Genomic DNA, 24,155 nt, shown 5'->3' on the forward strand with positions numbered 1-24,155 from the left:
CATTGCCGGGCCGTTGCGCGGTACGACGGTCGCCAACGGGCTCTGCGCCCTGGGCAGGTGCGCCCCTGTTGCCTGGCAGATGTCCCGCGGGGGCCACACCATGCGGGCGCTGGAGCGGGCGCCGATGCCGCAGGGACTGGCCGTCACGTCGATCGCGACGCGGCTCGATGAGCTGATCACGCCGCAACCGTCGGCGAGCAGTGGTCGAGGGATCCGGACGATCCTCGTCCAGGACGTGTGTCCCGGCCACGTGGCCGAGCACGCGTTGCTCTCCAGCGACCCGGTTGCGTATGCCCTGATGATCGACGCGATCAGGCACCGTGGCACGGCTCGCGCCGCGCGGGTCGACACGCGAGTGTGCTCGCGGTTGGTCCTGCCGCAGGCGGACCTGGTCGGGAGCCTGTCGTTTGCGCCCATCACGGTCAGCTTCACGACGGGCTTGTTGAACCCCCTGACCTGGACCGGTCGCGAGCCCTCCCTGCCTTCCTACGCCCGCCGCTACGGCGCCTGATCATCCCGTCCCGAGGAGACCATGACCCACCCCGCTGACACCGTCGACTGGACCGCGAGCGGCCAGTACGACGACATCGTCTACGAGACCAGCCACGACGGGATCGCGAAGATCACGATCAACCGGCCGGAGGTCCACAACGCCTTCCGTCCGCAGACCCTGGTCGAGGTCGACCGGGCGCTGATGGTCGCGCGCGAGGACGAGACCGTCGGCGCGATCATCCTCACCGGCGCCGGGGACAAGGCGTTCTGTTCCGGTGGCGACCAGCGGGTGCGCGGGGACAGCGGCTACAAGCTCGACGACCACGCGACCGGGCGCTTCCACGTCACCGACCTGCATGTCGCCATGCGTCGGTGCCCCAAGCCGATCGTGGCCATGGTGGCGGGTTGGGCCATCGGCGGTGGCCACGTGCTCCACCTGGTCTGCGACCTGACGATTGCCGCCGACAACGCCGTCTTCGGCCAGGTCGGTCCCAAGGTCGGTTCCTTCGACGGCGGCTACGGATCGAGCATCCTCTCCGACCTGGTCGGTCCCAAGAAGGCCAAGGAGATCTGGTTCCTGTGCCGTCAGTACGACGCACGCGAGGCGCTGGAGATGGGCCTGGTCAACACCGTCGTACCGCTGGCCGAACTGGAGGCCGAAACCGTGCGGTGGTGTCGCCAGATGCTGGAGCTCTCGCCACGAGCGCTGCGGATGTCGAAGCTGAGCTTCCATGCGCACGAGGACGGCTACGCCGGCATCCAGCAGCTCGCCCACGACGCGAACCTCCTCTTCTACGGCACCGACGAGGCCCAGGAGGGACGCGAGGCGTTCAAGGCGCGTCGCACCCCCGAGTTCACCCGCTTCCCGCGGCGGCCCTGACCGCTCGCCGTACCTGATCGACGAACCCCGAAAGCAGGAACCCGATGTCCGAGAACCCCGTCGTCACCTGGACCACCGATTCGCCCGGCGTCACGGTCGTGACCATGGACCGGCCGCCCGCCAACGCCCTGGGCATCCCGATCCTGGACGGCATGCATGCCGCGATCGACGCCGCCGAGAAGGCCGGCGACGTGAAGGTCATGGTGCTCACCTCCGCCCGTGACGGCTTCTTCGCTGCCGGCGCGGACATCAAGCACATGTCGACCATCGACGCCGACTCCTTCCTGGCGTACGGCGACAAGATGCGCGCGGTGAACGACCGGCTCGCGGCGTCGCCCTGGCTCTCGATCGCCGCAGTCGACGGACTGGCCCTCGGTGGTGGCCTCGAGCTCGCCATGGCCTGCACGATGCGGGTGGCGGGACCACGTGCGAAGCTCGGCCTCCCCGAGGTCAAGCTCGGCCTGATTCCCGGTGCCGGCGGCACGCAGCGGCTGACGCAGCTGGTGGGTCGTGGTCGTTCGCTCGACATCATGCTCACCGCCCGCCAGGTCGATGCCGAGGAAGCTCTCCGGATCGGACTGGTCGACCGGCTCACCGACGGCGACGCCGTGGCGGCGGCGCTGGAGCTCGCCGGCGACCTGGTGACGTCCTCTCTCCCGGCCCAGCTGGCCGTCGTACGCACGGTGGATGCCGCCTTCGAGATGCCGTTGGCCGAGGGCATCGCCTTCGAACGCTTGCAGGAGCAGGGCCTCTTCGAGGACGGTGAAGCAGCCGAGGGCATCGCTGCGTTCATCGCGAAGCGCGCTCCGAACTTCGCGTGACCCGGCTCCGTGCCTGAGGGGCTGCAGGCGGTCAACCGCAGGACCCTCGTGGTCTGCATGGCTGCCGTATGGCTGTTGTGGGGGAGTGTCTACCTGGCGATCCGGTTGGTCGTCGACGAGGTCGACCCCTTCCAGGCCATGGCCCAGCGCTACCTCGTGGCCGGGCTGGTCCTCGCCGGTATCGCCGTCCTCCGCAAGGGCTGGCGAACGCTGCGACTGAGCCGCCCGGAGATGGTCGGCCTGCTCGCGACCGGCATCCTGCTCCTCGGGTTCGGCAACGGCTTCCAGGCGCTCGCGCAGGTCCGCGGGCTCCCGTCGGGTGTGGCCGCCCTGATCGTCGCGACGGTGCCGGCCTGGGCCGTACTGCTCCGACTGGTGACGGGCGATCGTCCGCCGGTGGCGACCTTGTGCGGTGTGGCGGTGGGCTTCGCCGGCCTCGCGGCCCTCATCGGCGTCGGGCAGACCACCGGTGAGGCGCTGCCCCTGCTGGGTGCTGTCTTCTGCCTGGCGGCGAGCGTGAGCTGGACCGTCGGTTCGTTCCTCCAGGGCAGCCTGCGCCTGCCGCAGGACATCGTCGCCGTCGCGGCCTATCAGCAGCTGGTGGCCGCCGGCTGCTCGACCACGCTCGCCCTGGCGACGCGCGAGCAGTTCAGCACCGACTACTCCGCGCAGGGCTGGTTCGCGCTGGCCTATCTGGTGGTGGCCTGTTCGATCGTGGCCTTCCTCGCCTTCGCCTGGTTGCTCGCGAACGTGCCGCTCTCCCTGGTCGCGACCCACGCCTATGTCAATCCGGTCGTCGCGGTCTTCCTCGGCTGGCTCGTCCTTGCCGAACCGATCGGGCCGGGAGTCCTGGTGGGCGGGGGCGCCGTGGTCGGCGCGGTCGTCCTCATCATCAGTTCCGAGCGGCGCGCCGCGGCCAACACGCGGGTCCCCGAGACGATCGCGCCGGGCTGATCCGGCCCGTTTCCAGGCTGGTGGGGGTTCCGCCTACCTCTTAGGGGATAGAAGAACCCCCCCTTATAGGGTCGAACCGATTTAATTATCAGACCATACTTGGTGACGTGAGACACACCGATGGGCGGTCGTGTCGAAACCCGAGGGGATCTTCTGCATGAAGCGACGACTGCTGGCGGCTGCAAGTGCTGTCACGTTGGCAATGACCATGGCCGCCTGCGGGGCGGCCAGCGACAGTTCGGGTGGTGACAGTGAGGACGGCCCCATCAAGGTCGCGCTGATCCCGCCGACCAGTGGAGCCCTGGCTCAGTTCGGCACCGACGCGGTGAAGGGCTGGAAGACCGCGGTCCGCCTCATCAACGAGAAGGGCGGCATTGACGGCCGCAAGATCGAGCTCGTCGTGAAGTCGACCGACGCCGACCCGGCGACCACTCTTCGGGTCGCGAAGGAAGCGGTGACCAAGGACGGTGCCCAGTTCATCGGAGCGGTGATGACCTCGCCGGAGCACGGTGCCCTGAACGCGCAGCTCGAGGGCCTCGGCGCGATGTCGTTCAACGCTCTCGGCAAGGACGACGCCCTCATCGGTGAGCAGTGCTCGCCGTACGCCGTGCACGTCGTGCAGAGCACGAGCATGGACGTCAACGCACTCGCTGCTTCCCTGACAGAGCTGCCCGGCGAGAAGTGGGCCATCCAGGCGGTGGACTACGCCACGGGTCACAGCGCGGCCGACAAGTTCAAGGCCGCCGCGAAGAAGGCCGGCAAGGAGGTCGTGCTCGAGCAGTTCGCTCCGCTCAACACCACCGACTTCGGCTCCTACATCACCAAGCTGAAGGACAGCGGTGCGGACGCTGTGTTCGCCGTCGAGTTCGGTGCTGACGGCGTCGCGTTCGTCCAGCAGGCCGACCAGTTCAACCTCGACGCGCAGCTCAAGACCGTGCTCGGGCTCAACATGGTCTCCGAGCCGCTCTTCAAGACCCTGGGCGACACGATCGTCGGCTACTACAACAATGTCGGCTACGACGCCGCGGGCGACAACGAGCTCAACAAGGAGTTCGTGGAGGCCTACACCGAGGACAACGGGTCCGCGCCGTACTACGTCCCGGCCGACAATTACCTCGCTGCGCAGACCCTCTTCGCCGCGATCGAAGAGGCCGGCAGCTCGGACCCGGCGAAGGTCTCCAAGGCCATCGACGACCTCGAGGTCGACACGATCGTCGGTGAGGTCACCGTCCGTGGCGCTGACCACCAGGTCCTGCGCGACTCCTACGTCGGCCAGGTCGTGAAGGGTGACGGCGGGCTCGCGTTCGAGATCCTCTCCAACACCACGCCCGACCTGACCACCCCGGAGCCGAACTCCGACTGCAAGTTCTGATGCGCACGGACGCCGGTGTGCGGGGAACCGCACACCGGCGTCCCGGTGTCAGGAGAGGACGAAAGTGAACGCAGCACAACTTCTCAACGGGGTGGCCCTGGGGTCGCTCCTGATGGTGCTGAGCTCGGGCCTGGCGATGATCTACGGGCTCCGCGGTGTGGCGAACTTCGCCCACGGGGCGCTCTACATGTCGGGGGCCTACATCGCCTACTCGGTCGCTGACGTGGCCGGTTTCTGGGTTGCGTTGCTCGTGGTGCCGCTCGCGCTGGCTGTTGTCGGCGCGATCCTGGAGCTCGTCTTCTTCCGGCCCCTTCAGCACCGCTCCCACATCGAGCTCGGCCTGATCACGTTCGGCCTGGCCCTGATCGCAGAGCGGGTCGTGGTCCTGGTCTGGGGCGAGCGCACCCTGCGGGTCAACCCGCCCGAGTTCCTGCAGGGGACGACGAACTTCCTCGGTGTCGAGTACCCGAGCTACCGACTCGCGATCATCGTGATCGCCCTCCTCCTGGCCGCGGGGCTGATCGTCTGGCTGCGGAGCAGCTCGATCGGTCTCCACATCCGTGCCGCCAGTCAGGACATCGAGACGGCAGCCATCATGGGCATCAACGTCGACAAGGTGAGCCTGGTCGTGGTCGCCGTCGGCGCCGCGCTCGCCGGCCTGGCCGGTGCACTCGCGGCGCCCTATGTCGCGCTCGACCCGGGCATGGGCAATGCCTTCCTCATCACCGTCCTGATCGTGGTGGTGGTGGGCGGCATCGGGAGCATCGCCGGCGCCATGATCGCCGGAATGGGTCTGGGCATCATCCAGAGCGTCGCGACCGTCTGGTCCCCGAGCTTCGCGGTGGTCGTCCCCTACGTCGCCCTGACGATCGTCCTGCTGTGGCGGCCCACCGGGCTTGCCGGAAAGAGGGTGTCATGACCACGACGACCCCCACCGATGACGTGACCGAGACGATGCTGGACGTGCTCCCGCCGGCCCGTGGACGGCGCAAGGGCACCCTGATCGGACTCGGCCTCGCCCTGGGTGTGCTGCTCGCCGGGCTGGCGGTGCCCCACGTGGTGACCGACACCTACGAGATGAGCCTGGTGCTCGACGGCACGATCCTGAGCCTGCTGGCCATCGGCATCGGGTTCCTGGCCCGGCACCTCGGCATCATCAGCCTCGGCCACGGCGCCTTCTTCGGTGCCGCTGCGTACGGCGTCGGCATCGCCACCACCAACTGGGGCTGGACTCCGACGGCCGCCGTCGGATTCGGAATTCTCGTCGGCACCGGCATGGCTCTGCTGATGGGCCTGCTCGTCGTCCGCGCGTCCGGCTTCGGCTTCCTGATGCTGACCCTGGCACTGTCGCAGGCGCTCTACGCCCTGAGCGTGCAGACATCGGCGCGGCCGCTGACCGGTGCCCACGACGGCAAGCTGCTGGCCTACGACCGGGACATGACCTTCCTCGGCCTCGGCCAGGCCGACGTGATGAACCCGGGCCTGTTCTGGCCGATGGCCTGGATCGCCCTCGTCGTCTGCGCGACCCTGCTCTGGCTGGTCGGCAGATCACGGTTCGGCACCACGCTGGAGGGGATCCGGGAGAACGAGGAGCGGATGCGCTTCTCCGGCTACGACACGTTCCTTCCGCGCCTGCTGGCCTTCGTCCTCTCCGGGGCCGTGGCGTCGATCGGCGGAGCGCTCTTCGCAATCAACGCCGGCTACATCTCGCCCGACATCCTCGGTTTCGCCCGAGCGGGCGACTCGCTGATTGCCGCCCTGATCGGTGGGTTCGGCCTCCTGGCCGGGCCGATCGTCGGAACGTTCCTCTACGTCTATGCGCAGGCGAACTTCAACTTCGGTGGGAATCTCCACCTCTTCACCGGACTGACGCTGATCCTGGTGCTCGTCTTCATGCCCGGCGGCATCACCGGCTCGCTCCAGAAGCTCTACCACCGACTGAGGAAGGGACAGCGATGACGATCTTCGAAGGACACGGCCTGACCGTGAAGTACGGCGCCCATGTCGCACTGGACAACGTCGACATCGCGCTGGAGCCCGGTGTGGTCCATGGCGTGATCGGCCCCAACGGCGCAGGGAAGTCGACGTTCATCGATGCCCTGTCAGGACGCAAGCGTCCGTCATCGGGACGGGTGACGTTCGAGGGTTCCGACATCACCCGCCGATCGGTGCGGTGGCGGCGGGGCAAGGGCCTGTCGCGCTCCTTCCAGCGCACCAGCGTCTTCGGATCGATGACGGTCGGCGACCAGCTCGACATGGTCGCCCGCCGCAACGACGAATCGGATCTCGACGGGATCATCGCCACGCTGGGTCTCGACGGGATCCGTGACCGGGTCTGCTCCGAGATCGCTTACGGAACCCAGCGATCGGTGGACCTGGCGATCGCATTGATCGGCCAGCCCAAGGTCGTCCTGCTCGACGAGCCGTGCGCCGGCCTGGTGCACGACGAATCGGTGCGGATGCTCCAGCACGTCCGCGACGTCTGCAAGGAACGCAATGTTGCTGCGCTGCTCGTCGAGCACGACGTCGAGGGTGTGTTCCGCACCTGCGACGTGATCACCGTGCTGGACCTCGGCAAGGTGCTCGCGAGCGGTACGCCCGAGGCGGTCCGCGCCGACAAGAACGTGATCCGTGCCTACCTCGGGAGCGCAGCATGACGACGCCGATCCTGGAGTTCCGTGGCGTGACCGCCGGCTATGCCGGATCGATCATCCTGCAGGACCTGTCCTTCTCCATCAGCGAGGGAGAGACCGTCGGCCTCGTCGGGCGCAACGGTGCCGGCAAGTCCACCACCTTGATGTCGGTGTACGGCGTCCCGACCGTGTCCGGAGAGATCCTCGTCGGCGGCGAGCCGATCGGGCGCAAGGCCCACGTGCCCACCGCCCGGGGTGTCTCCCTCGTGCCGCAGGGCAAGCGGATCTTCGGCAACCTCACGGTCGAGGAGAACATCGTCCTTGGCCAGGCCTCGGGCCGCCCGACCACCTGGACCCTTCCCGATCTCTACGAGCTGTTCCCGAACCTGGCACGCGGGAAGAAGCGGCCGGGCACGTCACTGTCCGGCGGCGAGCAGCAGATGCTCGCCATTGCGCGTGCGTTGATGGCAGGGCCGTCGCTGCTGATGCTGGACGAGCCCACCGAAGGGCTGGCTCCGGTCATCATCGACGCGATCGTCGAAGCGTTGAAGGAGATCCGGTCCCGCGGTACCGCCCTGCTGCTGGTGGAGCAGCACATCGGGATGATCCAGAAGGTCGCCGACCGCTACCTCGCACTGCGCAAGGGGCGCTTGGCCGGCGAGGGGCCGGTGTCCCAGCTCAGTGACCGTGCGGTGCAGGAACTGATCGCGCTCTGAGCCGGATCCGGGCTGAGGCGGATGGAATTGTCTCCACTTCGACTCCGGAAAAGTATGGCCTGACCATTAGTTCATGACTTACGCTCGCCGTGGAGGTGATGGGATGTCTGCGACCGTCGCGGAACGATCGTTCACCGGGCCCCTGGTGGGGCTCAGGGTGGTCGAGATCGGGAGCATCGGCCCCGGGCCGTACTGCGCGATGCTGCTCGCCGACCTCGGTGCCGACGTGATCCGGGTCGACCGCACCAGCGGGGCCGCCCTCGTCGGACCCAATGCCGACTTCCGCACCGAAGTGATGCACCGCGGCCGGCGCTCGGTGGCCGTGGACCTCAAGCACCCTCGTGGCCGAGAAGTGGTCCTCGACCTCGTCGCGGGTGCCGACGTACTGATCGAGGGCTTCCGGCCCGGCGTCACCGAGCGGCTCGGCATCGGGCCCGCTGACTGTGCCGCCGTGAACCCCCGGCTCGTCTACGGGCGGATGACCGGCTACGGCCAGGACGGACCGATGGCCCAGGCCGTCGGACACGACATCAACTACATCGCCCAGAGCGGAGTGCTCGCGCTCCTCGGCCGCAACGGCCAGGCGCCCACGCCGCCGCTGAGCCTCGCCGGTGACTTCGGCGGCGGTGGTGCGGTCCTCGCCCTCGGTGTCGTGGCCGCCGTGTGGGAGGCACAGCGCTCGGGTCTCGGGCAGGTGATCGATGCGGCGATGGTGGACGGCTCAGCCCTGCTCGCCGCCGCCTTCCACGGGTTCGTCAGCACCGGCACCTGGGACACCGAGCGAGGGACCAACATCGTGGACTCGGGCGCACCGTTCTACGACGCCTACGAGACGGCCGACGCCAGGTGGCTGGCGGTCGGTGCGCTCGAGGCGCACTTCTACGCCGACCTGCTGGAGATCCTCGGGATCGACCCCACTGCCTTGCCCGACCAGAACGACCGGACGCAGTGGCCACAGTTGAAGAAGGTGTTCGCCGACGCCGTACGGAGGCGGACCCGTGACGAATGGATCGAGCGCGCGGCCGGTCGCGGCTGCATCTCGGCCGTGCTCGAGGTGGAGGAGTCGTGGACCGACCCCCACAACCTTGCGCGCGGGACCTTCGTGGACGTCGCCGGCGTCACCCAGCCCTCGCCCCAGCCCCGGTTCAGCCGGACGCCGGCGTACGTCGACAGCGCCCCGCCGGCGCCGGGCGAGAACACCCGGGAGGCCCTCGATGGATGGGGCATTCCCACCCGGAAGATCGACGAGTGGGAGGCCGCGGGCGCCATCGCGCAGACCACGCCGATCACTCGGGAACCAACCCAGGAAGGCAGTGCTGCCCGATGAAGAGCCTTGACCGCAGCTACGAGACGCTCACGCTCGAGGAGGCGACGCCCGGCGTCGTGGTCCTCACGCTGGACCGTCCCGAGCGCTACAACGCGATGACCAACGAGATGTTCGTCGAGCTCGAGCGGGCCGCGCTCGACCTCGACCAGGAGGATGACCTCCGGGCGCTGGTGCTGACCGGCGCTGGCGCGGCCTTCTGCGGTGGCTACGACCTCGCCGACGCCGACGGCCTCGCCGACCTCGGAGCGATCCAGATGCTCAACCAGCAGGAGCGCGCAGCGCGGTCGCTGGTCTCGGTCCGCAGCATCCGGGTCCCGGTGATCGCCGCAGTGAACGGCCCTGCGGCGGGTGGCGGGCTCGCCCTCGCCCTGCAGGCCGACATCCGGCTCGCGGCGCCGGAGGCGAAGTTCAACGCAGCCTTCGTCAAGATCGGCCTGACCGCTGGCGACCTCGGCACGTCGTGGCTGTTGACCCGCCTGGTCGGCCCCGCGGTCACCAGCGAGATCTGCTTCACCGGCCGGATGGTCTACGCAGAGGAGGCCGCCCGGATCGGGCTGGTCAACAGCATCAGCGAGCCCGGCAAGCTGATCGAGGACGCACTCGAGCTGGCCGGCCAGATGGTCGCCAACAGTCCCGGTGGCGTCCAGCTCTCGAAGCGGGCGCTCCAGGCCAACATGGAGATCGGCTCGTATGCCGCCGCCCTGGAGCTGGAGAACCGCGGACAGGCGCTGCTCACCCGCAGCACCGACATGCCCGAGGCCCTCGCGGCCTTCAAGGAGAAGCGCAAGCCCGTCTTCAAGGGGGAGTGACCAGTCATGACCGTGACAGACGAGAGGCCCGCTGTGCAGATCGACTTCCCTGACCTCCAGGAACTGACCTTCGAGGTGCTGCCCGGCGACATCGGCGTGCTGCGCATCAACCGGCCCGACCGGATGAACAGCCAGACCATCCGCATGTTCAGCGAGTACGGCGAAGCGGCGTTCGCGCTGCGCGACGCGCCGCTGCGGGCGCTGATCGTGACCGGCACCGGCACGCGTGCGTTCTGCGCCGGCTTCGACCTCGAGCAGATCCACCAGATCACCGAGATGGGGGTGCGGGAGTTCCTGAAGTTCCAGGAGACCGCCACCGGCGGCATCCAGGGCCTGCACTTCCTGCCGTTCCCCGTCATCGCGGCGGTCCACGGACCGGCGACGGGTGGCGGGCTCGCGCTTGCGCTCGCTGCCGACATCCGCCTGTGCGACCCGGCGGCCAAGTTCAGCGCCGCCTTCGTGAAGGTCGGCCTGTCCGTGGGCGAGCTCGGGACGTCGTACCACCTGACCCGACTGGTGGGGCCGGCTCGGGCTGCGGACATCGGTTACACCGCTCGGGTCGTGGGTGCCGACGAGGCCGAGCGGATCGGGCTGGTCAACCGGGTCGTGCCGACCGACGAGCTGTTCGACGCCGCCGTCGCGCTGGCGCAGCAGATCGCCGAGAACTCTCCGGCGGGTGTGCGGATGTCGAAGCGGGCGATCCAGCGCAACCTGGAGATCTCGTCCTACGCCGCGGCGCTCGAGCTCGAGAACCGTGGCCAGGCACTGATGACACGCACCGCAGACATGCCCGAGGCGTTGGCGGCCTTCAAGGAGAAGCGGGCCCCTCGCTTCACCGGCCAGTGAGTCCCGATGAGTGACTGGGACTGGTCGCCCGACCAACGCGACGACCTGGCTGTCTTCCTGGAGAAGCGCGGCCTGACCACCGGGACCGTGACGACGAAGCCCATCGGTGACGGGCACTCCAACCTCACCTATCTGGTGTCCGACGAGAGCGGGAGCCAGGTCGTGCTCAGGCGTCCGCCGCCGCCGCCGACTCCGCCGGGCGGACACGACATGCTGCGCGAGGCCCGGATCATCGGTGCCCTGGCGGACACACCGGTGCCCGTGGCTGAGCTCCTTGCCACCTCCGTTGCGGGCGAGCTGCTGGACGTGGACTTCTACGTGATGGGCTTCTCGGCCGGCCCGGTGATCACCACGGACACCCCTGCCCCACTCGACGACCCCGTGGTGCGTCGGCGCCTGGGGGAGTCCCTGGTCGACACCCTCGCCGACCTGCACGCCGTGGACTGGCAGGCCGTCGGTCTCGGCGACCTCGGTCGGCCGGAGGGCTTCAATGCCCGCCACCTGGCCCGGATGGCGCGACTGGTGGCGGACGAGTACGGGAATCCACCGGCCCACTTCGCCGCCGCCGAGGCGTGGTTGCGCGACCGGGTTCCTCCCGAGTCGGGCGCCACGATCGTCCACAACGACTTCCGCATCGGCAACGTGGTGTGCTCAGCCGAGTCGCCCGGGACGATCGCCGCAGTCCTGGACTGGGAGCTGGCCACGCTCGGGGACCCGCTCTTCGACCTGGGCTACTTCCTGTCCTCGGTGCCGGTCGGGGCTCCGGTCAACCCGACCCAGGAGCTCAGCACCGCGTTGCTCGAGGACGGCTACCCGACGCGGGACGAGCTGGCGGCGCGCTACGCCGAGCGCACGGGCGCCGACCTGTCCGCCCTGAACTGGTACACCACACTCGCTCTCTGGAAGCTGGCGGTGCTCTACGAGTACGGCCGCAGGCGTGCCGTCCGCGGGGTCGGTGATCCCTACTACGCCGACCAGGCCCTGGTGCAGGCGTTCCTGACGGACGCCCATCGCACGGCCGGCCTGCCGCCGCCACCCGAACCCGACCTGGAGGAAACCCGATGAGCACCCGCTTCCACGAGACGTTCCACGACCGGATCATTCGCGCCGAGGAGGCGGCGGGCCTGCCCGATCGGTTCTTCGACAGGTTCGTCTTCAACGTGCACCCGACCGATGCCACGGCACCGTCGGTGCTCTTCGGGCTGGGACTGCACCCCGTCCGCGACACGGTCGACGGGTTCGCGATCCTCTCGACCCCGACCGAGCAGCGCAATGCGCGCTACTCGACCGAGCTCTCGGCGACGGCGCCCGGCACCTGCGGTCCGTTCAGCTTCGAGGTCGTGGAGCCGAACAAGACCTGGCGCGCGACCCTCTCCGACAACCCCACCGGGATGACCTTCGACCTGACCTGGGAGGCACGGACTCCCGCGTGGTGGGGCGACATCGACGTGACGAACTCGTCCGGCGAGATGACCTCGTTCTCCCACCTCTTCCAGTCGGGGTGGGCGTCCGGAACCCTGACGATCGACGGCGTGGAGCAGCGGGTGGAGCGCTGGTACAGCCAGCGCGACCGGTCCCGCGGCGTCCGCACGATGGCCGGTGGGCAGGGTCTGCACATCTGGTACCAGGCACAGTTCGAGGACCGCTCCGTCGGCTTCCTCCTGGTGGAGTCGCGCGACGGCGGCCGGATCCTGCTGGAGGGCGCGGTCATGCACACCGACGGCACCCTCGACGAGATCGTCGACGTGCAGCACGACCTGGTCTTCGACGACCAGCTCGACCTCAGGTCCGGGCGCGTCCAGGTCACCACCGCATCCGGTGCCGTCTATCCCATCGACACCGACGCTTCTGCCGGTGGCGGCTACATGGCCGGCGGCGGGTATGGCGGCCACCACGGCAAGGCGCTCGGTCGCGACCACGTGGAGGGCGAGGTGTACCCGCTCGACGGCTCCGTCACCCAGCGGACCCTCGACTCCTCGCTGACCGACCGGCTCTGCTCGTTCGACTGGGTGGGCAACCCCGGCTCGGGGATCTTCGAGTTCGCACTGACCCGCTCGTCGTCGTACAGCTATCGGGCGACGCTGGTCTGAGTGCCTTGACCGACCGGGTTGACTGAGCCGATGGACCTCGGACTTGCCGGACTCGGCGCCCTCGTCACTGGCGGAAATCGCGGTATCGGCAAGGCCGTGGCAGCGGCACTTGCACGCGAAGGCGCTCAGGTGGTCCTGCTCGGCCGTGACCGCGCGACGCTCACCACGGCCGCTGCCGAGGTGGGGGCCGCGGGCATCGTCGCGGCCGACACCACCGACGACGCTTCGGTCCGCGCGGCCGTGGACGAGGCCGCCGCGCTGCTGGGCCGCCTCGACGTCGTCGTCAACTGTGCGGCCCCACGGGCGCTGCCCGGCCAGGTCCCCGGTCTTGCCGGCCTCGATGACGAAGACCTGCTCCGCAACGTCGACACCAAGGTGCTGGGGTACCTGAGGGTTGCGCGGGCGGCGGTTCCTCACCTGCGCCGCCAGGGCGGTGCGATCGTCAACATCAGCGGCATGAACGCGCGAGCCACCGGATCGATCGCGGGTTCGGTGCGCAACATCGCCGTGGTGGCGTTGACGAAGAACCTCGCCGACGACCTCGGACCGGACGGCATCGCCGTGACCTGCGTGCACCCCGGACTGACGGTGACCGAACGCACCGAGGGTGACGCTGCCTATGCCGACCTGGCGTCGGGCAACTCGCTGCGGCGGCCGGTCTCGGCCGCCGATGTGGCCGATCTCGTCGCCTTCCTGGCCTCGCCCCGCGGCCGGCTGGCCAATGGTGCCGTGATCACCGCCGATGGCGGTCGACCGGGCGGCATCTGGGCCTGAGGGCCCCACTGCGAGCACGATGGACACGTCGGGACGCGTCGGGACACGTTGGCTGAACGGACCCCGGCGGTCGGGTGATCAGCTGCGCTGGGTGAGCCACTCGATCACGTCGGCAGTGATCTCGTCGCGGTTGGTCTCGTTGAAGATCTCGTGGCGGGCCTCGGGGTAGAGGCTCACGGTGAGGTCCGTGACCCCGGCGTCCCGGTAGCGCTGGCCGAGCAGCTGGACCAGCTGGCCGCCGCCGGACAGTGGGTCGGCGTCGCCCGACGTGACGAGGATCGGGAGGTCGTTGCGCACGCCGGCCAGGGCCGTCGGGTCGCCCAGTCGAGCGGCACCCGCGAAGAGCTGGGGAACGGCGGTGTCGGGCAGGTCGAAGCCGCAAAGGGGATCGGCGACGTACTTGTCCACCTCGGCGTCGTCGCGTGACAGCCATTCGTAGCCGGTCCGGTGCTCGAATCCGGCATTGAAGGCCTCCAGGCCGACGGGGCCTTCGGCCTTCGCGAGCTCGGCTCCGAGGACATCGAGTGCGGTCGAGCCCGACAGCACCACTCCGGTGTACTGGTCGGAGTGGTCGAGGATGACCGTCTGCGCGGCGAAGGAACCCATCGAGTGCGCGACGAGGAAGAGCTGAAGGTCGGACTGCTCCTTCAGCGAGGCACCGAAGGCTGCGACGTCGGCGACCAGGGCCGTGAAGTCGAAGTGCCCGAGCTGGTCGGCCGAGGCGACCGAGTTGCCGTGGCCGCGGTGGTCAACGGCGTGCACCCGATAGCCGGCGGCGACGAGCGCCCGGGCCAGCCGGTCGTAGCGCCAGCCGTGCTCGGCAAGCCCGTGAGCGATCTGGACGACCCCTCGGGGATCTTCGAGCTCCTCGCCCCAGGTGTACGTGGCGATGGCGGTGCCGTCGCTCGGTGAGGTGAAGGTGGCGGTCGAAGGCATGGTGGTCTCCTCGGATCGGGGGCCGCCATGGTGTCACTGCGAGTCCTGATCGGGCCGAGGGCGGGGCCGTGGTGGCTGGAAAAGTCGACAGTCGGTGGCGGCCGATTTCATTTGGTTGGACAATTTCGTGCATTGGGGGTTGATAACTGTCAAACGTCAGTCTAGGTTCGTTTCCATTGGTCAGTGGTGTACGTCACTTTGCACCAAGTGAATGGTCGGACCAGACGACGTTGATGGAGGAAGACGATGAGTGCCACGGAGTCCGCAGGCGAGTTCGCCGGCCAGGGCGTTGTCATCGCCGGTGGAACCTCGGGCGTGGGCCTGGCGACGGCGATCGAGTACGTCCGCGCCGGCTGCACGGAACTGGTGGTCATCGGACGCAACGAGGAGCGCGGCAAGCGCGCGGTCGAGGCGGTGCTCGAGCACGCACCCTCGGCCCACGTCGAGTTCATCTCCGCTGACCTCAACGACCCCGCGTCGGCGGTGGAGGCGGCCGACACGGCGCACCGCCTGCTCGGCCGGATCGACGTCCTCGTCTGCTCGACCGTTGCGCCGTACCAACCGACGTTGCTCCACGACATCGCCATCGAGCAGCTGCGCGAGATCCTCGTCGAGCAGGCCCTGGGGCCGCTGCTCATGACCCGGGCCGTGCTGCCCTACCTGCGCAGCCAGCGGTCCGGCGCGATCGTCAACATCGCCAGCGACGCGGCCAAGGTGCCGACGCCCGGCGAGACCGGCATCGGGGCGGCGATGGCCGCGATCGTCACCTTCTCCCAGACCCTCGCCGTGGAGGCGAAGCGCGACGGCATCCGCGTGAACGTCCTGACGCCCTCCCTGATCACCGACACGGCGTCCTTCGACCGGGCCATGTCGCAGGAGTTCAGCAAGAAGATCTTCGACAAGATCTCCCGCCAGGCCGCCCTCGGCATGACCGAGCCCAGCGACCTTGCCCATGCCGCACTGTTCCTCACGTCGCCCCGGTCGCGCCGGATCACGGGACAGGTCGTCAGCGTGAACGGGGGGATCTCCGTTGTCTGAGCCGACCCTGGTCCGCAAGCGGATCCGCAGTGCGCAGGACGTCGCCGAGATCGAGGCGACGTACGACGCGAGCGACCTGCTCCCCGCGCAGACGATCCTCGGTTGCCTGCAGTACGTCGCCGCGGAGCACCCGGACAAGCCGGCGATCATCCAGGTCGAGGCGCCCGACTTCCTCACGCCGAACCGGACGGTCACCTATCGCGAGCTCGTCGCGGACGTCGAGGCGACGGGCGGGTTGTTCCGGCGTATCGCCGGCGAGGCCGACTCGGTGGTCGGGCTGATGCTGCCGATGGTGCCCGAAGGACTGAGCGCGCTGTGGGGAGCGCAGGCGGCCGGCGTCGGCGTACCCCTCAATCCGTTCCTGGACCTTGCGCCCGTCGCGGCGATCCTCCGGGAGACCCGGGCGACCGTGCTGGTCACGACGCGTGACCTGCTCGAGTCCAAGGGAAGCATTGCGGCGCTTCGTGCCGAGGTGCCCTCCCTCCTCGAGGTCTTGTACGTCGACGACGTCGATCCCGCACTGGACCTCAGGTGCCGGGCAGCCGATCACGGCGGCCACCTCGACGCCGAGTTCGACCAGGATCCGCGACGTGACTCCCTGATGCAGCCGACCGGCGGCACGACCGGAACGCCGAAGCTGGTGCGGATGAACCAGGCCGGACAACTGCACGTCGCATGGAACGTCGCCGCACTGATGGGGAACGAGCCCGACGGCGTCACCGCGCACGGGATGCCGAACTTCCACTGCGGCGGCACGATCTCCCTCGGGCTGCGTACCGTCATCTTCGGTGGCACGCTCCTCACCCTCACCCAGGTCGGCTTCCGGTCGCGCGAAGCGGTGGCGTCCTTCTGGGACATCGCCCGCCACTACCGGGTGACCTCGCTCCTCGCCACGCCCACCACGGCCCTCGCGCTCCTGCACGGCGACGGCAACGCGGAGGGCTGCGTGGTCCGTGACTTCCATGTCGGCGGCAGCGCCGCGCCGATGGAGCTGGTGCTCGCCTTCCACGAGCGCTTCGGCATCTGGCTGCGCGAGAACTGGGGAATGACCGAGCTGCACGGTACGACGACCGGCCACTTCAACGACGGCACGCAGCCCCGCGTGGGTTCGGTCGGTCGACCGTTGCCCTTCGTGAGGGTCAAGGCGGTCGAGCTCGACGGCGACGGTCGCTGGGTCCGGGACTGTGCGCCGGGAGAACGCGGTGTGCTGCTGACCGCGACCCCGACCGTGATGTCCGGCTACGCCAATGCCGAGCTGGACCGCGACTACTTCCCGAGCGGTGTGCCCGGTGAGATGCCCGAGGGCTGGCGGTGGGGCAACACCGGTGACCTCGGCAGCGTTGACGAGAGCGGCTACATCTGGGTGTTCGGCCGTGCGAAGGACCTGATCATCCGCGGCGGACACAACATCGACCCGCGGGCGATCGAGGACGTCCTCGCCGAGCATCCGGACGTCCACCTCGTGGCGGCCATCGGCCGACCCGACCTCGCGAAGGGCGAGTTGCCGATCGCCTACGTCGAGGCGCGTTCCGGCGCGACCCTCGATCCCGCGGAACTGCTCGAGTTCTGCCGCACCCACGTGCACGAGCGCGCCGCCGTGCCGGTCGAGGTCGTCGTCATCGACGAGATCCCGTTGACCCCGGTCGGCAAGGTCTCCAAGCCAGCGCTGCGCGCCGACGCGGTGACCCGCGTCGTCGAGGACCTCGCCCGTTCGTTCGATCCCGGCGCCGAGGTCAGTCTCGACCAGTCGGGGTCCCGGCTCGGCGTCGACATCGTCCTGCACGACCCGACCGTCGAGGACGACCTGCGTCGAGCGGCGACGGGCTTCGAGTTCGCCACCCGGATCAGGCTTGCGGAGGTGGCTCGATGACCACGAAGAACGACGGGTAGCCCGGCACCGCCGCCGTTTCCTCCCTCGCCACCGCGGACCCGCCCGGGTCCCCGGCTGGTTCACCCTGCCCACCCCACTCAGAACATCTGTGTCCCATCCACTGGAGGCTTCATGTTTGTCCAGGTGCTGAACGGCCTCGCGTTCGGCGTCCTCCTCCTCGTCCTTTCCTCGGGACTGGCGTTGATCTTCGGACTCCGCGGCGTCGTGAACTTCGCTCACGGTGCCATCTACATGCTGGCGGCGTACGTCGCCCTCTCGATCTCTGAACGGACCTCGTTCTGGATCGCCCTCGTCACCGTGCCGATCCTCCTGGCTGTCGCGGGCCTGCTGGTCGACCGCTACGGCCTGCGGTTCCTGGTCGGACGCAGCCCGCTCGACATGGTGCTGCTGACCTTCGGCATCACCTTCGTGGTGGCCGATGTCGTGCAGACGGTGTGGGGCACTGAGGCCCGCACGATCGATCCGCCGGCGGTGCTGGCCGGAACGACCGACCTCGGGTTCGCGACCTACCCGACGTACCGCCTGTTCGTGATCGCGATGGGGCTCCTCGTCTGCGCCGGCCTGATGGCCTGGCTCAAGTTCTCCCGCACCGGTCTCTTCGTGCGTGCTTCGGGCGACGACCGGGTGACCGCGGGAGCGATGGGTGTCAACGTCGACCGGGTCAGTGCCACCGTCGTGGCCCTCGGCTTCGGCCTCGCCGGCCTGGCCGGGGTGCTGGCTGGTCCGTATCTGACGCTGTCGCCCGCCATGGGCACCGAGATCCTGATCACCACCTTCATCGTCGTGGTCGTCGGCGGTCTCGGGAGCATCGGCGGTCCCATGATCGCCGCGCTGCTGATCGGCATGGCCAACGCGCTGGCCACGGTGCAGCTGCCCACGCTCGCCGCGTACGTGCCCTACCTGCTGATGCTCGTGGTGCTGCTCCTGCGACCGCAGGGCATCGCCGGAAGGAGAACGGCGCTGTGATCAGCTCCCCGACCGACATCACCGCTGGCGACGTGGCCGAGCCCATCGCAGTCACTCCGCCGCCGGCTCCCGGCCAGACCGTTGCCGGGACCCTGCGGCACGCCAACCGCTCGGCCCGCTGGCAGGTGCTGGGCTGGCTCGTCCTGGCCGTGGCCGGGCTGGGGGCGCCGTGGTTGATCAGCCTGTACCAGCTGCAGCTGGCACAGCAGGCCATGGTGATGGGCCTGCTCGCCCTCAGCATCGGCTGGTTGCTGCGCCAGACCGGCCAGCTCAGCTTTGGCCACGCTGCCTTCTACGGCATCGCTGGTTACGGCACGGCCTACGTCGCTCAGCATGCCGACCTCCCCATCGGACTGACCCTGCTCGCCGGGATCGGGGGCGGCACGGTCGCCGCCCTGGTGGTCGGTCTGGTGACGATCCGGGTTCCCGGGATCGCCTTCGCGATGCTCACCCTCGCCATCGGGATGCTCGCCTGGGTGGCCGGTGGACAGCTGCACTCGATCACCCGCGGGGCCGATGGCCTCAACGTCCAGCTCGAAGGCTCACTTCTCGGCAAGGACGTCGTGATGTACGGCAACCCGGTCGAGGCGTGGCCGCTCGTGTGGGGCGTACTGATGATCACCATGGCCGCACTGTGGGTGCTGAGCCGCACCATGTGGGGACGACGGCTCGCCTCGATCCGCGACAACGAGGAGCGGATGCGCTTCTCCGGCTATGCCACCTACTGGCCGAGGGTGGTGGCGTTCACGGTCTCCGGCCTGGTTGCCAGCATCGCCGGCTCCCTCAACCTCGTGACGACCAGCTTCATCTCGCTCACCGCGCTGTTCTGGTCGACCTCCGGACTCGCCCTCATCGTGGCGGTGATCGGTGGCGTGCGCAGCGTGCTCGGCCCGCCCCTCGGTGCCGTGCTCTTCATCCTGCTCCAGAACTACCTCGCGGGCAGTGGCAACCACTACCAGGCAGTGCTGGGCGTCGTCCTGATCGTCGTGGTCCTGGTGGCACCGGGCGGATGCGTCGAGATCCTCGAACGAGGCTTCACGGCCGTCACCTCCCGATTGCGCGCGCGGCGCGACACACCCGATTCGTCCACCGTCCCGCACTCGACTCGAGGAGGCCGTCGTGCTGAGACTCGATGATCTGACCTTCGCCTACGGCAGCGTCAAGGCCGTCAACCAGGTGTCGCTGGAGGTGGCCGAGGGCTCCATCCACGGACTCATCGGCCCCAACGGTGCCGGCAAGAGCACCTGCATCGACCTGATCTCCGGTCGACTCCGGCCGACCGCCGGAACGGTGCACTTCCAGGGTCGCGACATCACCCGGATGGCGGGGCCGCGTCGCCGCCACATCGGGATCGCCCGTTCCTTCCAGCGGATCAGCGTCTACCCGGAGCTGACCGTTGCCGATCAGCTCGACGTCGCGGCCCACCTGGTGGGGGAGCCTGACGTCGACGCCGTCGTCGCTGCTCTCGCGCTGGGTCCGTGCCTGCCGCACACGCCCGCCGAGATCGGGTACGGCGAGCAGCGTCGCGTCGACATCGCCCTGGCCCTGCTCGGCGCCCCGGCCCTGGTGCTCCTCGACGAACCGGCCGCCGGCCTGTCCCGGGAGGAGAGCATCGCGCTGGCCGATCACCTGGCTGCACTGGTGCGCGAGCGCGGCATGACCGTCGTCCTGGTCGAGCACCACCTCGAGGTGGTCTACCGCGTCTGCGACCGGCTCACCGTGCTGGCCCAGGGTGCCGTGATCGCTGACGGTGACCCGCAACAGGTTCGCCGTGATCCCGAGGTCATGGCGGCATACCTCGGAAGGAGTGCGGCATGAGCGACGTGCTGACCTTCGACGGCGTGCGTGCCTACTACGACGACGCGCTCATCCTCGACGGGCTGTCCTTCGCGGTCGCCGAGGGCGAGTCCTTCGCGCTGCTCGGTCCCAACGGCGTCGGCAAGACCACCAGCCTCAACACGATGTTCGGCATCGCCCACCTCAAGGGCGGGACCATCGCCGTCGGCGGCAAGTCATTGCGCGGCAAGTCCCCTCATGAAGCGGCCTGTCTGGGTGCGGCCCTGGTGCCGCAGGGGCGTTGGATCCTGTCCTCGCTCACCGTCGAGGAGAACCTCCAGATCGGGTCCGCGCCGAACCGGAAGGGACCGTGGGACCTCGCCGCGGTCTACCGGATCTTCCCCGACCTCAAGGAGCGGCGGCGCTCGCTCGGCACGCACCTGAGTGGTGGCCAGCAGCAGATGCTGGCCATCGGACGTGCCCTGATGTCCAACCCGCGTGTGCTGCTCCTGGACGAACCGTCCGAGGGACTCGCGCCGGTGGTCATCGACCTTCTCGGGGACTGCCTCGCTGACCTCAAGGCGGCAGGCACGTCGATGTTGCTCATCGAGCAACGCCTGGACCTCGTCACCCGACTCGCTGACCGGTACGCCGTACTGCTCAAGGGCGAGACGGTCGCCGAGGGCCGCATCGAAGACACCTCGAGCGAGTCGCTTCGCGATCTCGTCGGGGTCTGACCCACGCCACTCCCACTCCTCACCCACCCCTGGCCCGGCCGTCCGGCCGACCTGATTGGAGATCCAGATGAAGAACACACGAGTCTGCCTCGGTGCTGCACTGACCGGGCTGATGATCGTCACCGCGGCCTGTTCGGGAGGGGCGGCGAGCACCAGTGAACAGGATGCCGACGGCCCGATCCGGATCGCGGTCGTCACACCCGAGTCCGGGCCGTACGCCGCCTATGGGGAGGAGCAGCGCGAGGGCATCCAGTTCGCTGCCGACGAGGCCAACGCCAACGGTGGCATCGATGGACACAAGATCGAGCTGGAGTTCGCCGACGACCTCGGGACCGCCGAGGGAGCGCTCGCCGCAACGCAGAAGCTGGTCCAGGAGAAGAACGCACGCTTCGTGATCGGTCTGGTCTCCTCTCCGGAGATGGCTGCGGTCACCCCCAAGCTCGAGGCCTGGGACGCCCTGATGATCGGCACCCAGGGGCAGAGCGACGACCTGACCGGCAAGTCGTGCACGTCGCGATACTTCCGCGTGACTGCCAATGACACCGCGGGGGTCAACACGCTCGCCTATTGGCTCAAGGAGGAGGACGAGTCGCAGTGGGACAGCATCGCGGCCGACTACTCCTTCGGGAAGGACAGCACGGCGGGAGTCGAGAAGACCATCAAGGCGGAGGGGAGCAAGCTGAACGCCAAGCTCTTCTCGCCGCTGGGCACCGCGGACTTCGGCAGCTACCTGAGCCAGCTCAGCGGCAAGGGCGGTCTCGTCGTGTCGCTCGCCGGCGGCGACGCGGTCAACTTCCTCAAGCAGGGCCTCCAGTTCGGCGTCCTCCAGAAGTACGACACCGTGCTGGTCAACACCGGTCTCTCGGTGGCCACCCTCAAGGCTCTCGATGACGAGCGCCTGATCGGTGCGCTCGGCACCAACTCGTGGATGCCCACTGCTGACAACGCCGAGACCAAGGCATTCGTTGCTGCCTACACCGAGAAGAAGGGCCACGCTCCGGCCGAGAACGTGGGCAACGGCTACCTCGGCATGCAGACCCTCTTCGCTGGAGTCGAGGAGGCAGGCAGCATCGCTCCGGGCGACGTCGCGAAGGCCCTCGAAGGCCTGACCTACAACTCGATCCAGGGTGAGGTCACGATGCGCGCCGAGGACCACCAGATCGAGGCGCCGACGTACGTCGGAACCGTCAAGAAGGATGACGACGGCAAGCTGGCCCTGGTCGCGACCGCCGCGATCCCGGCCTCGGAGAACAACCCGGAGCCCAACCCGGCCTGCCAGCTCGACTGATCCGGGACAGGCTGTGACGAGGGCGGAGGTGACCCGATGAGCATCGATGGTGCGCAGGTGGCACCTCCGCCCGACGCGGTTGACAGCATGGCGCCGCTGCACCCGCTCCGGGTCCCCAAGGCCAGCGACGTGCTGGCGGAGGAACTGGCCGGCCGGATCAGCCGGGGTGAGCTCCGCGAGGGCGACGTCCTCCCACCGGAACGGGAAATGGTCCTGCAGACCGGCCTGAGCCGCACCTCGGTGCGCGAGGCATTGCGGGTGCTCGAGATCCGGGGCTTCGTCGAGATCCGATCAGGCCGCTCGGGCGGGGCCTTCGTGCGCCGCCCGAGCGGCCACGACATCGCCAGCACGGTGCGCCTGGTGGTGCGCGGCACCCAGGTGTCGCTCGCGGCCCTGCTCCAGACCCGGGCCACGATCGAGCCGGCGTGCGCCGGACTCGCCTCGGTACGACACACCGAAGCCGACCTGCTCGCGATGGACGCGACCAACCTCGTGATGGCCGAGGCACAGGACGTCAACCGGTTCCTGCGATCCAACGTCGACTGGCACATGGCCGTGGCCCGGGCCGCTGGCAACGAGCTGCTGTCGGGCCTGATGGAGGCGCTGGCCGAGTTGATCTACGACTCCACCGGCTACGTCGGCAGCGTCGACGGCCACGTTCGGGCGGAGACCTGTCGTGCCCATCAGGCCATCACTGCCGCCATTCGTGCTGGTGACAAGGAGTTGGCCCAGCGACGGATGACAGCCCACGTCGAGGCCTACGTCAATGTGGTCGCCGACGAGATCCCCGTCGGCGAAGGAGTCGTCGGCGGCCTGGACTGGACCGGCCACGCGCACCAGGTGGACCCTCCGACGAACAGGTAGGCCGGGCTGATTCCATGTCCTCTATGTCCGATGCACTTGTATTGCCGAGCCAGCGGGGCGCGGACTCCTTGCTGCCCCCGCCGAGCGCGCGATCGCTGCTGCTGACCCTGGCGGGCGAGATGCTGCCCGACCGTCCGGAGGGCGCGTGGACGACCGCGCTGCTCAAGGTCCTGGGTGGCCTCGGCGTCGAGGACCACGCGGGTCGTCAGGTGTTGGCGCGGTCGGCCGCCTCGGGCTGGCTGGAACGTGAACGGGTCGGACGCGCCGTCCGGTGGCGCCTGGCCGCTCGCGGCCGCGAGCTGGTCGCCGAAGGTGTGCGGCGCTCCGAGACCTACCTCGGGACCGACGACACGTGGGACGGCAGCTGGCTGTTCCTGTGGGTGAGCGTTCCCCAGCAGCAGCGGACCACCCGCAAGCGCCTGTACGGCGGGCTCGACTGGCTCGGCATGGGCAACCCGACCCCCGGCCTGTGGGTCACGCCGCACAACGAACGGGCACCCGAGCTGCGCCGACTGGTCACCGACCTCGGCCTCGAGGACACGGCGGTCGCCATCACTGGCCCCACCGCGGGTGTCGGCCTGACCGACGCCCAGCTGGTGGAGCAGTCCTGGGACCTCAGCGAGCTGGCCGCGCAGTACCGCCGCCTCCTCGATCAGGAGAGCTCCGCGCCGGAGCCGACGGACCCGGACGAGATCCTGCTGACCTATCTCGACCTGCTCAACCTCCAGCAGCGGTTCATGCGGCGAGACCCGCAGCTGCCGGCCACCTTGCTTCCCGAGTGGGTCGGTCACGAAGCGGCCGCGCTCCTGGCTGAGCGGCGGCACGCATGGGAGAAGCAGGCGCACGCCCGCTTCTGGCAGCTCGTGGACGAGTCAGCCTGACTCCGGGGGCTACTGGCTTCAGAGCGTCTGCGCGGACACGGTGCTCACGCAGGCCACCTTGCCG

General features: G+C 69.0%; 24 protein-coding genes and 1 pseudogene. 24 read left to right on the top strand and 1 reads right to left on the bottom strand.

Translation table 11 applies throughout. The annotated features are described in order from the left end of the window. The 15 genes and pseudogenes from ACOADB_RS28560 to ACOADB_RS28630 form a co-directional block, all read left to right on the top strand. Positions 1-511: pseudogene (locus tag ACOADB_RS28560) on the top strand (lipase); the annotation flags it as partial. 21 nt (positions 512-532) lie between these two features. Continuing rightward, positions 533-1,372 (top strand): 1,4-dihydroxy-2-naphthoyl-CoA synthase, encoded by an 840-nt coding sequence (gene menB, locus ACOADB_RS28565; RefSeq protein ID WP_378607206.1) that lies wholly within the window; start codon positions 533-535, stop codon positions 1,370-1,372. A gap of 44 nt (positions 1,373-1,416) precedes the next feature. Next, entirely contained in the window at positions 1,417-2,193 is a 777-nt protein-coding gene (locus tag ACOADB_RS28570) for an enoyl-CoA hydratase/isomerase family protein (protein WP_378607209.1), read from the top strand. Between the two features lie 9 nt (positions 2,194-2,202). Continuing rightward, positions 2,203-3,147, top strand: coding sequence for an EamA family transporter (locus ACOADB_RS28575; RefSeq protein WP_378607212.1), 945 nt, complete (start codon positions 2,203-2,205; stop codon positions 3,145-3,147). 157 nt (positions 3,148-3,304) lie between these two features. Next, positions 3,305-4,519 carry an ABC transporter substrate-binding protein gene (locus ACOADB_RS28580; protein WP_378607215.1) on the top strand — a complete coding sequence of 405 codons (1,215 nt, stop codon included), beginning with the start codon at positions 3,305-3,307 and terminating at the stop codon, positions 4,517-4,519. Positions 4,520-4,583: 64 nt separating this feature from the next. Beyond that, entirely contained in the window at positions 4,584-5,438 is an 855-nt protein-coding gene (locus tag ACOADB_RS28585; protein ID WP_378607218.1) for a branched-chain amino acid ABC transporter permease, read from the top strand. Then, on the top strand, positions 5,435-6,478 hold the full coding sequence (locus tag ACOADB_RS28590) for a branched-chain amino acid ABC transporter permease (RefSeq protein ID WP_378607221.1): 1,044 nt from the start codon (positions 5,435-5,437) through the stop codon (positions 6,476-6,478). The genes ACOADB_RS28585 and ACOADB_RS28590 overlap by 4 nt, the downstream gene beginning before the upstream one ends. Further along, positions 6,475-7,176 carry an ABC transporter ATP-binding protein gene (locus tag ACOADB_RS28595; RefSeq protein ID WP_378607224.1) on the top strand — a complete coding sequence of 234 codons (702 nt, stop codon included), beginning with the start codon at positions 6,475-6,477 and terminating at the stop codon, positions 7,174-7,176. Before ACOADB_RS28590 ends, ACOADB_RS28595 begins: the two co-directional genes overlap by 4 nt. Next, positions 7,173-7,868: an ABC transporter ATP-binding protein gene (locus tag ACOADB_RS28600; RefSeq protein ID WP_378607227.1), complete on the top strand. Its 696-nt coding sequence runs from the start codon at positions 7,173-7,175 to the stop codon at positions 7,866-7,868. The genes ACOADB_RS28595 and ACOADB_RS28600 overlap by 4 nt, the downstream gene beginning before the upstream one ends. Positions 7,869-7,971: 103 nt before the next feature. Then, a complete protein-coding gene (locus tag ACOADB_RS28605; RefSeq protein WP_378607230.1) occupies positions 7,972-9,195 on the top strand; it encodes a CaiB/BaiF CoA transferase family protein in 1,224 nt (407 codons plus the stop codon). Then, positions 9,192-10,004 carry an enoyl-CoA hydratase/isomerase family protein gene (locus ACOADB_RS28610; protein WP_378607233.1) on the top strand — a complete coding sequence of 271 codons (813 nt, stop codon included), beginning with the start codon at positions 9,192-9,194 and terminating at the stop codon, positions 10,002-10,004. Before ACOADB_RS28605 ends, ACOADB_RS28610 begins: the two co-directional genes overlap by 4 nt. 6 nt (positions 10,005-10,010) lie before the next feature. Further along, positions 10,011-10,850 (top strand): enoyl-CoA hydratase/isomerase family protein, encoded by an 840-nt coding sequence (locus tag ACOADB_RS28615; RefSeq protein ID WP_378607236.1) that lies wholly within the window; start codon positions 10,011-10,013, stop codon positions 10,848-10,850. 6 nt (positions 10,851-10,856) lie between these two features. Beyond that, positions 10,857-11,915 (top strand): phosphotransferase family protein, encoded by a 1,059-nt coding sequence (locus ACOADB_RS28620; protein ID WP_378607239.1) that lies wholly within the window; start codon positions 10,857-10,859, stop codon positions 11,913-11,915. Beyond that, on the top strand, positions 11,912-12,940 hold the full coding sequence (locus tag ACOADB_RS28625) for a DUF7064 domain-containing protein (protein WP_378607242.1): 1,029 nt from the start codon (positions 11,912-11,914) through the stop codon (positions 12,938-12,940). Before ACOADB_RS28620 ends, ACOADB_RS28625 begins: the two co-directional genes overlap by 4 nt. A 30-nt stretch (positions 12,941-12,970) precedes the next feature. After that, a complete protein-coding gene (locus ACOADB_RS28630; protein WP_378607245.1) occupies positions 12,971-13,714 on the top strand; it encodes an SDR family NAD(P)-dependent oxidoreductase in 744 nt (247 codons plus the stop codon). 78 nt (positions 13,715-13,792) lie between these two features. On the opposite strand, the gene ACOADB_RS28635 is transcribed toward ACOADB_RS28630, so the two are convergent. Further along, complete coding sequence (locus ACOADB_RS28635; protein WP_378607248.1) at positions 13,793-14,650, bottom strand: alpha/beta fold hydrolase; 858 nt, start codon at positions 14,648-14,650, stop codon at positions 13,793-13,795. 246 nt (positions 14,651-14,896) lie between these two features. Between ACOADB_RS28635 and ACOADB_RS28640 the strand changes: the two genes are divergently transcribed. The 9 genes from ACOADB_RS28640 to ACOADB_RS28680 all read left to right on the top strand — a co-directional run bounded on the left by ACOADB_RS28640 (position 14,897) and on the right by ACOADB_RS28680 (position 24,091). Further along, positions 14,897-15,688: an SDR family NAD(P)-dependent oxidoreductase gene (locus tag ACOADB_RS28640; protein WP_378607251.1), complete on the top strand. Its 792-nt coding sequence runs from the start codon at positions 14,897-14,899 to the stop codon at positions 15,686-15,688. Beyond that, the gene (locus ACOADB_RS28645; RefSeq protein WP_378607254.1) at positions 15,681-17,558 is read left to right on the top strand and encodes an AMP-binding protein; all 1,878 of its coding nucleotides are present in this window, start codon (positions 15,681-15,683) and stop codon (positions 17,556-17,558) included. Before ACOADB_RS28640 ends, ACOADB_RS28645 begins: the two co-directional genes overlap by 8 nt. A 132-nt stretch (positions 17,559-17,690) precedes the next feature. Next, positions 17,691-18,545, top strand: coding sequence for a branched-chain amino acid ABC transporter permease (locus tag ACOADB_RS28650; RefSeq protein WP_378607257.1), 855 nt, complete (start codon positions 17,691-17,693; stop codon positions 18,543-18,545). Then, entirely contained in the window at positions 18,542-19,681 is a 1,140-nt protein-coding gene (locus tag ACOADB_RS28655; protein ID WP_378607259.1) for a branched-chain amino acid ABC transporter permease, read from the top strand. The genes ACOADB_RS28650 and ACOADB_RS28655 overlap by 4 nt, the downstream gene beginning before the upstream one ends. Next, positions 19,665-20,363, top strand: a complete 699-nt coding sequence (locus tag ACOADB_RS28660; protein ID WP_378607262.1) for an ABC transporter ATP-binding protein — start codon at positions 19,665-19,667, stop codon at positions 20,361-20,363. The genes ACOADB_RS28655 and ACOADB_RS28660 overlap by 17 nt, the downstream gene beginning before the upstream one ends. Further along, on the top strand, positions 20,360-21,058 hold the full coding sequence (locus ACOADB_RS28665; RefSeq protein WP_378607265.1) for an ABC transporter ATP-binding protein: 699 nt from the start codon (positions 20,360-20,362) through the stop codon (positions 21,056-21,058). The genes ACOADB_RS28660 and ACOADB_RS28665 overlap by 4 nt, the downstream gene beginning before the upstream one ends. A gap of 67 nt (positions 21,059-21,125) precedes the next feature. Continuing rightward, the gene (locus ACOADB_RS28670) at positions 21,126-22,346 is read left to right on the top strand and encodes an ABC transporter substrate-binding protein (protein WP_378607268.1); all 1,221 of its coding nucleotides are present in this window, start codon (positions 21,126-21,128) and stop codon (positions 22,344-22,346) included. Positions 22,347-22,382: 36 nt separating this feature from the next. After that, positions 22,383-23,210, top strand: a complete 828-nt coding sequence (locus ACOADB_RS28675) for a FadR/GntR family transcriptional regulator (protein ID WP_378607271.1) — start codon at positions 22,383-22,385, stop codon at positions 23,208-23,210. Positions 23,211-23,233: 23 nt separating this feature from the next. Further along, positions 23,234-24,091, top strand: a complete 858-nt coding sequence (locus ACOADB_RS28680; RefSeq protein WP_378607274.1) for a PaaX family transcriptional regulator C-terminal domain-containing protein — start codon at positions 23,234-23,236, stop codon at positions 24,089-24,091. The last annotated feature ends 64 nt before the right edge of the window (positions 24,092-24,155 follow it).

Source organism: Nocardioides sp. CPCC 206348, assembly GCF_048654705.1.
Classification (GTDB): Bacteria; Actinomycetota; Actinomycetes; order Propionibacteriales; family Nocardioidaceae; genus Nocardioides.

What these genes read in the sequence shown, in the direction of transcription:
- ACOADB_RS28680 (WP_378607274.1), top strand. Translation starts at nt 23,234, where the DNA reads ATGTCCGATGCACTTGTATTGCCGAGCCAGCGGGGCGCGGACTCCTTG.
- ACOADB_RS28595 (WP_378607224.1), top strand. Translation starts at nt 6,475, where the DNA reads ATGACGATCTTCGAAGGACACGGCCTGACCGTGAAGTACGGCGCCCAT.
- ACOADB_RS28580 (WP_378607215.1), top strand. Translation starts at nt 3,305, where the DNA reads ATGAAGCGACGACTGCTGGCGGCTGCAAGTGCTGTCACGTTGGCAATG.
- ACOADB_RS28600 (WP_378607227.1), top strand. Translation starts at nt 7,173, where the DNA reads ATGACGACGCCGATCCTGGAGTTCCGTGGCGTGACCGCCGGCTATGCC.
- ACOADB_RS28620 (WP_378607239.1), top strand. Translation starts at nt 10,857, where the DNA reads ATGAGTGACTGGGACTGGTCGCCCGACCAACGCGACGACCTGGCTGTC.
- ACOADB_RS28635 (WP_378607248.1), bottom strand. Translation starts at nt 14,650, where the DNA reads ATGCCTTCGACCGCCACCTTCACCTCACCGAGCGACGGCACCGCCATC.
- ACOADB_RS28650 (WP_378607257.1), top strand. Translation starts at nt 17,691, where the DNA reads ATGTTTGTCCAGGTGCTGAACGGCCTCGCGTTCGGCGTCCTCCTCCTC.
- ACOADB_RS28615 (WP_378607236.1), top strand. Translation starts at nt 10,011, where the DNA reads ATGACCGTGACAGACGAGAGGCCCGCTGTGCAGATCGACTTCCCTGAC.
- ACOADB_RS28670 (WP_378607268.1), top strand. Translation starts at nt 21,126, where the DNA reads ATGAAGAACACACGAGTCTGCCTCGGTGCTGCACTGACCGGGCTGATG.
- ACOADB_RS28570 (WP_378607209.1), top strand. Translation starts at nt 1,417, where the DNA reads ATGTCCGAGAACCCCGTCGTCACCTGGACCACCGATTCGCCCGGCGTC.
- ACOADB_RS28640 (WP_378607251.1), top strand. Translation starts at nt 14,897, where the DNA reads ATGAGTGCCACGGAGTCCGCAGGCGAGTTCGCCGGCCAGGGCGTTGTC.
- ACOADB_RS28605 (WP_378607230.1), top strand. Translation starts at nt 7,972, where the DNA reads ATGTCTGCGACCGTCGCGGAACGATCGTTCACCGGGCCCCTGGTGGGG.
- menB (WP_378607206.1), top strand. Translation starts at nt 533, where the DNA reads ATGACCCACCCCGCTGACACCGTCGACTGGACCGCGAGCGGCCAGTAC.
- ACOADB_RS28665 (WP_378607265.1), top strand. Translation starts at nt 20,360, where the DNA reads ATGAGCGACGTGCTGACCTTCGACGGCGTGCGTGCCTACTACGACGAC.
- ACOADB_RS28610 (WP_378607233.1), top strand. Translation starts at nt 9,192, where the DNA reads ATGAAGAGCCTTGACCGCAGCTACGAGACGCTCACGCTCGAGGAGGCG.
- ACOADB_RS28675 (WP_378607271.1), top strand. Translation starts at nt 22,383, where the DNA reads ATGAGCATCGATGGTGCGCAGGTGGCACCTCCGCCCGACGCGGTTGAC.
- ACOADB_RS28630 (WP_378607245.1), top strand. Translation starts at nt 12,971, where the DNA reads ATGGACCTCGGACTTGCCGGACTCGGCGCCCTCGTCACTGGCGGAAAT.
- ACOADB_RS28590 (WP_378607221.1), top strand. Translation starts at nt 5,435, where the DNA reads ATGACCACGACGACCCCCACCGATGACGTGACCGAGACGATGCTGGAC.
- ACOADB_RS28625 (WP_378607242.1), top strand. Translation starts at nt 11,912, where the DNA reads ATGAGCACCCGCTTCCACGAGACGTTCCACGACCGGATCATTCGCGCC.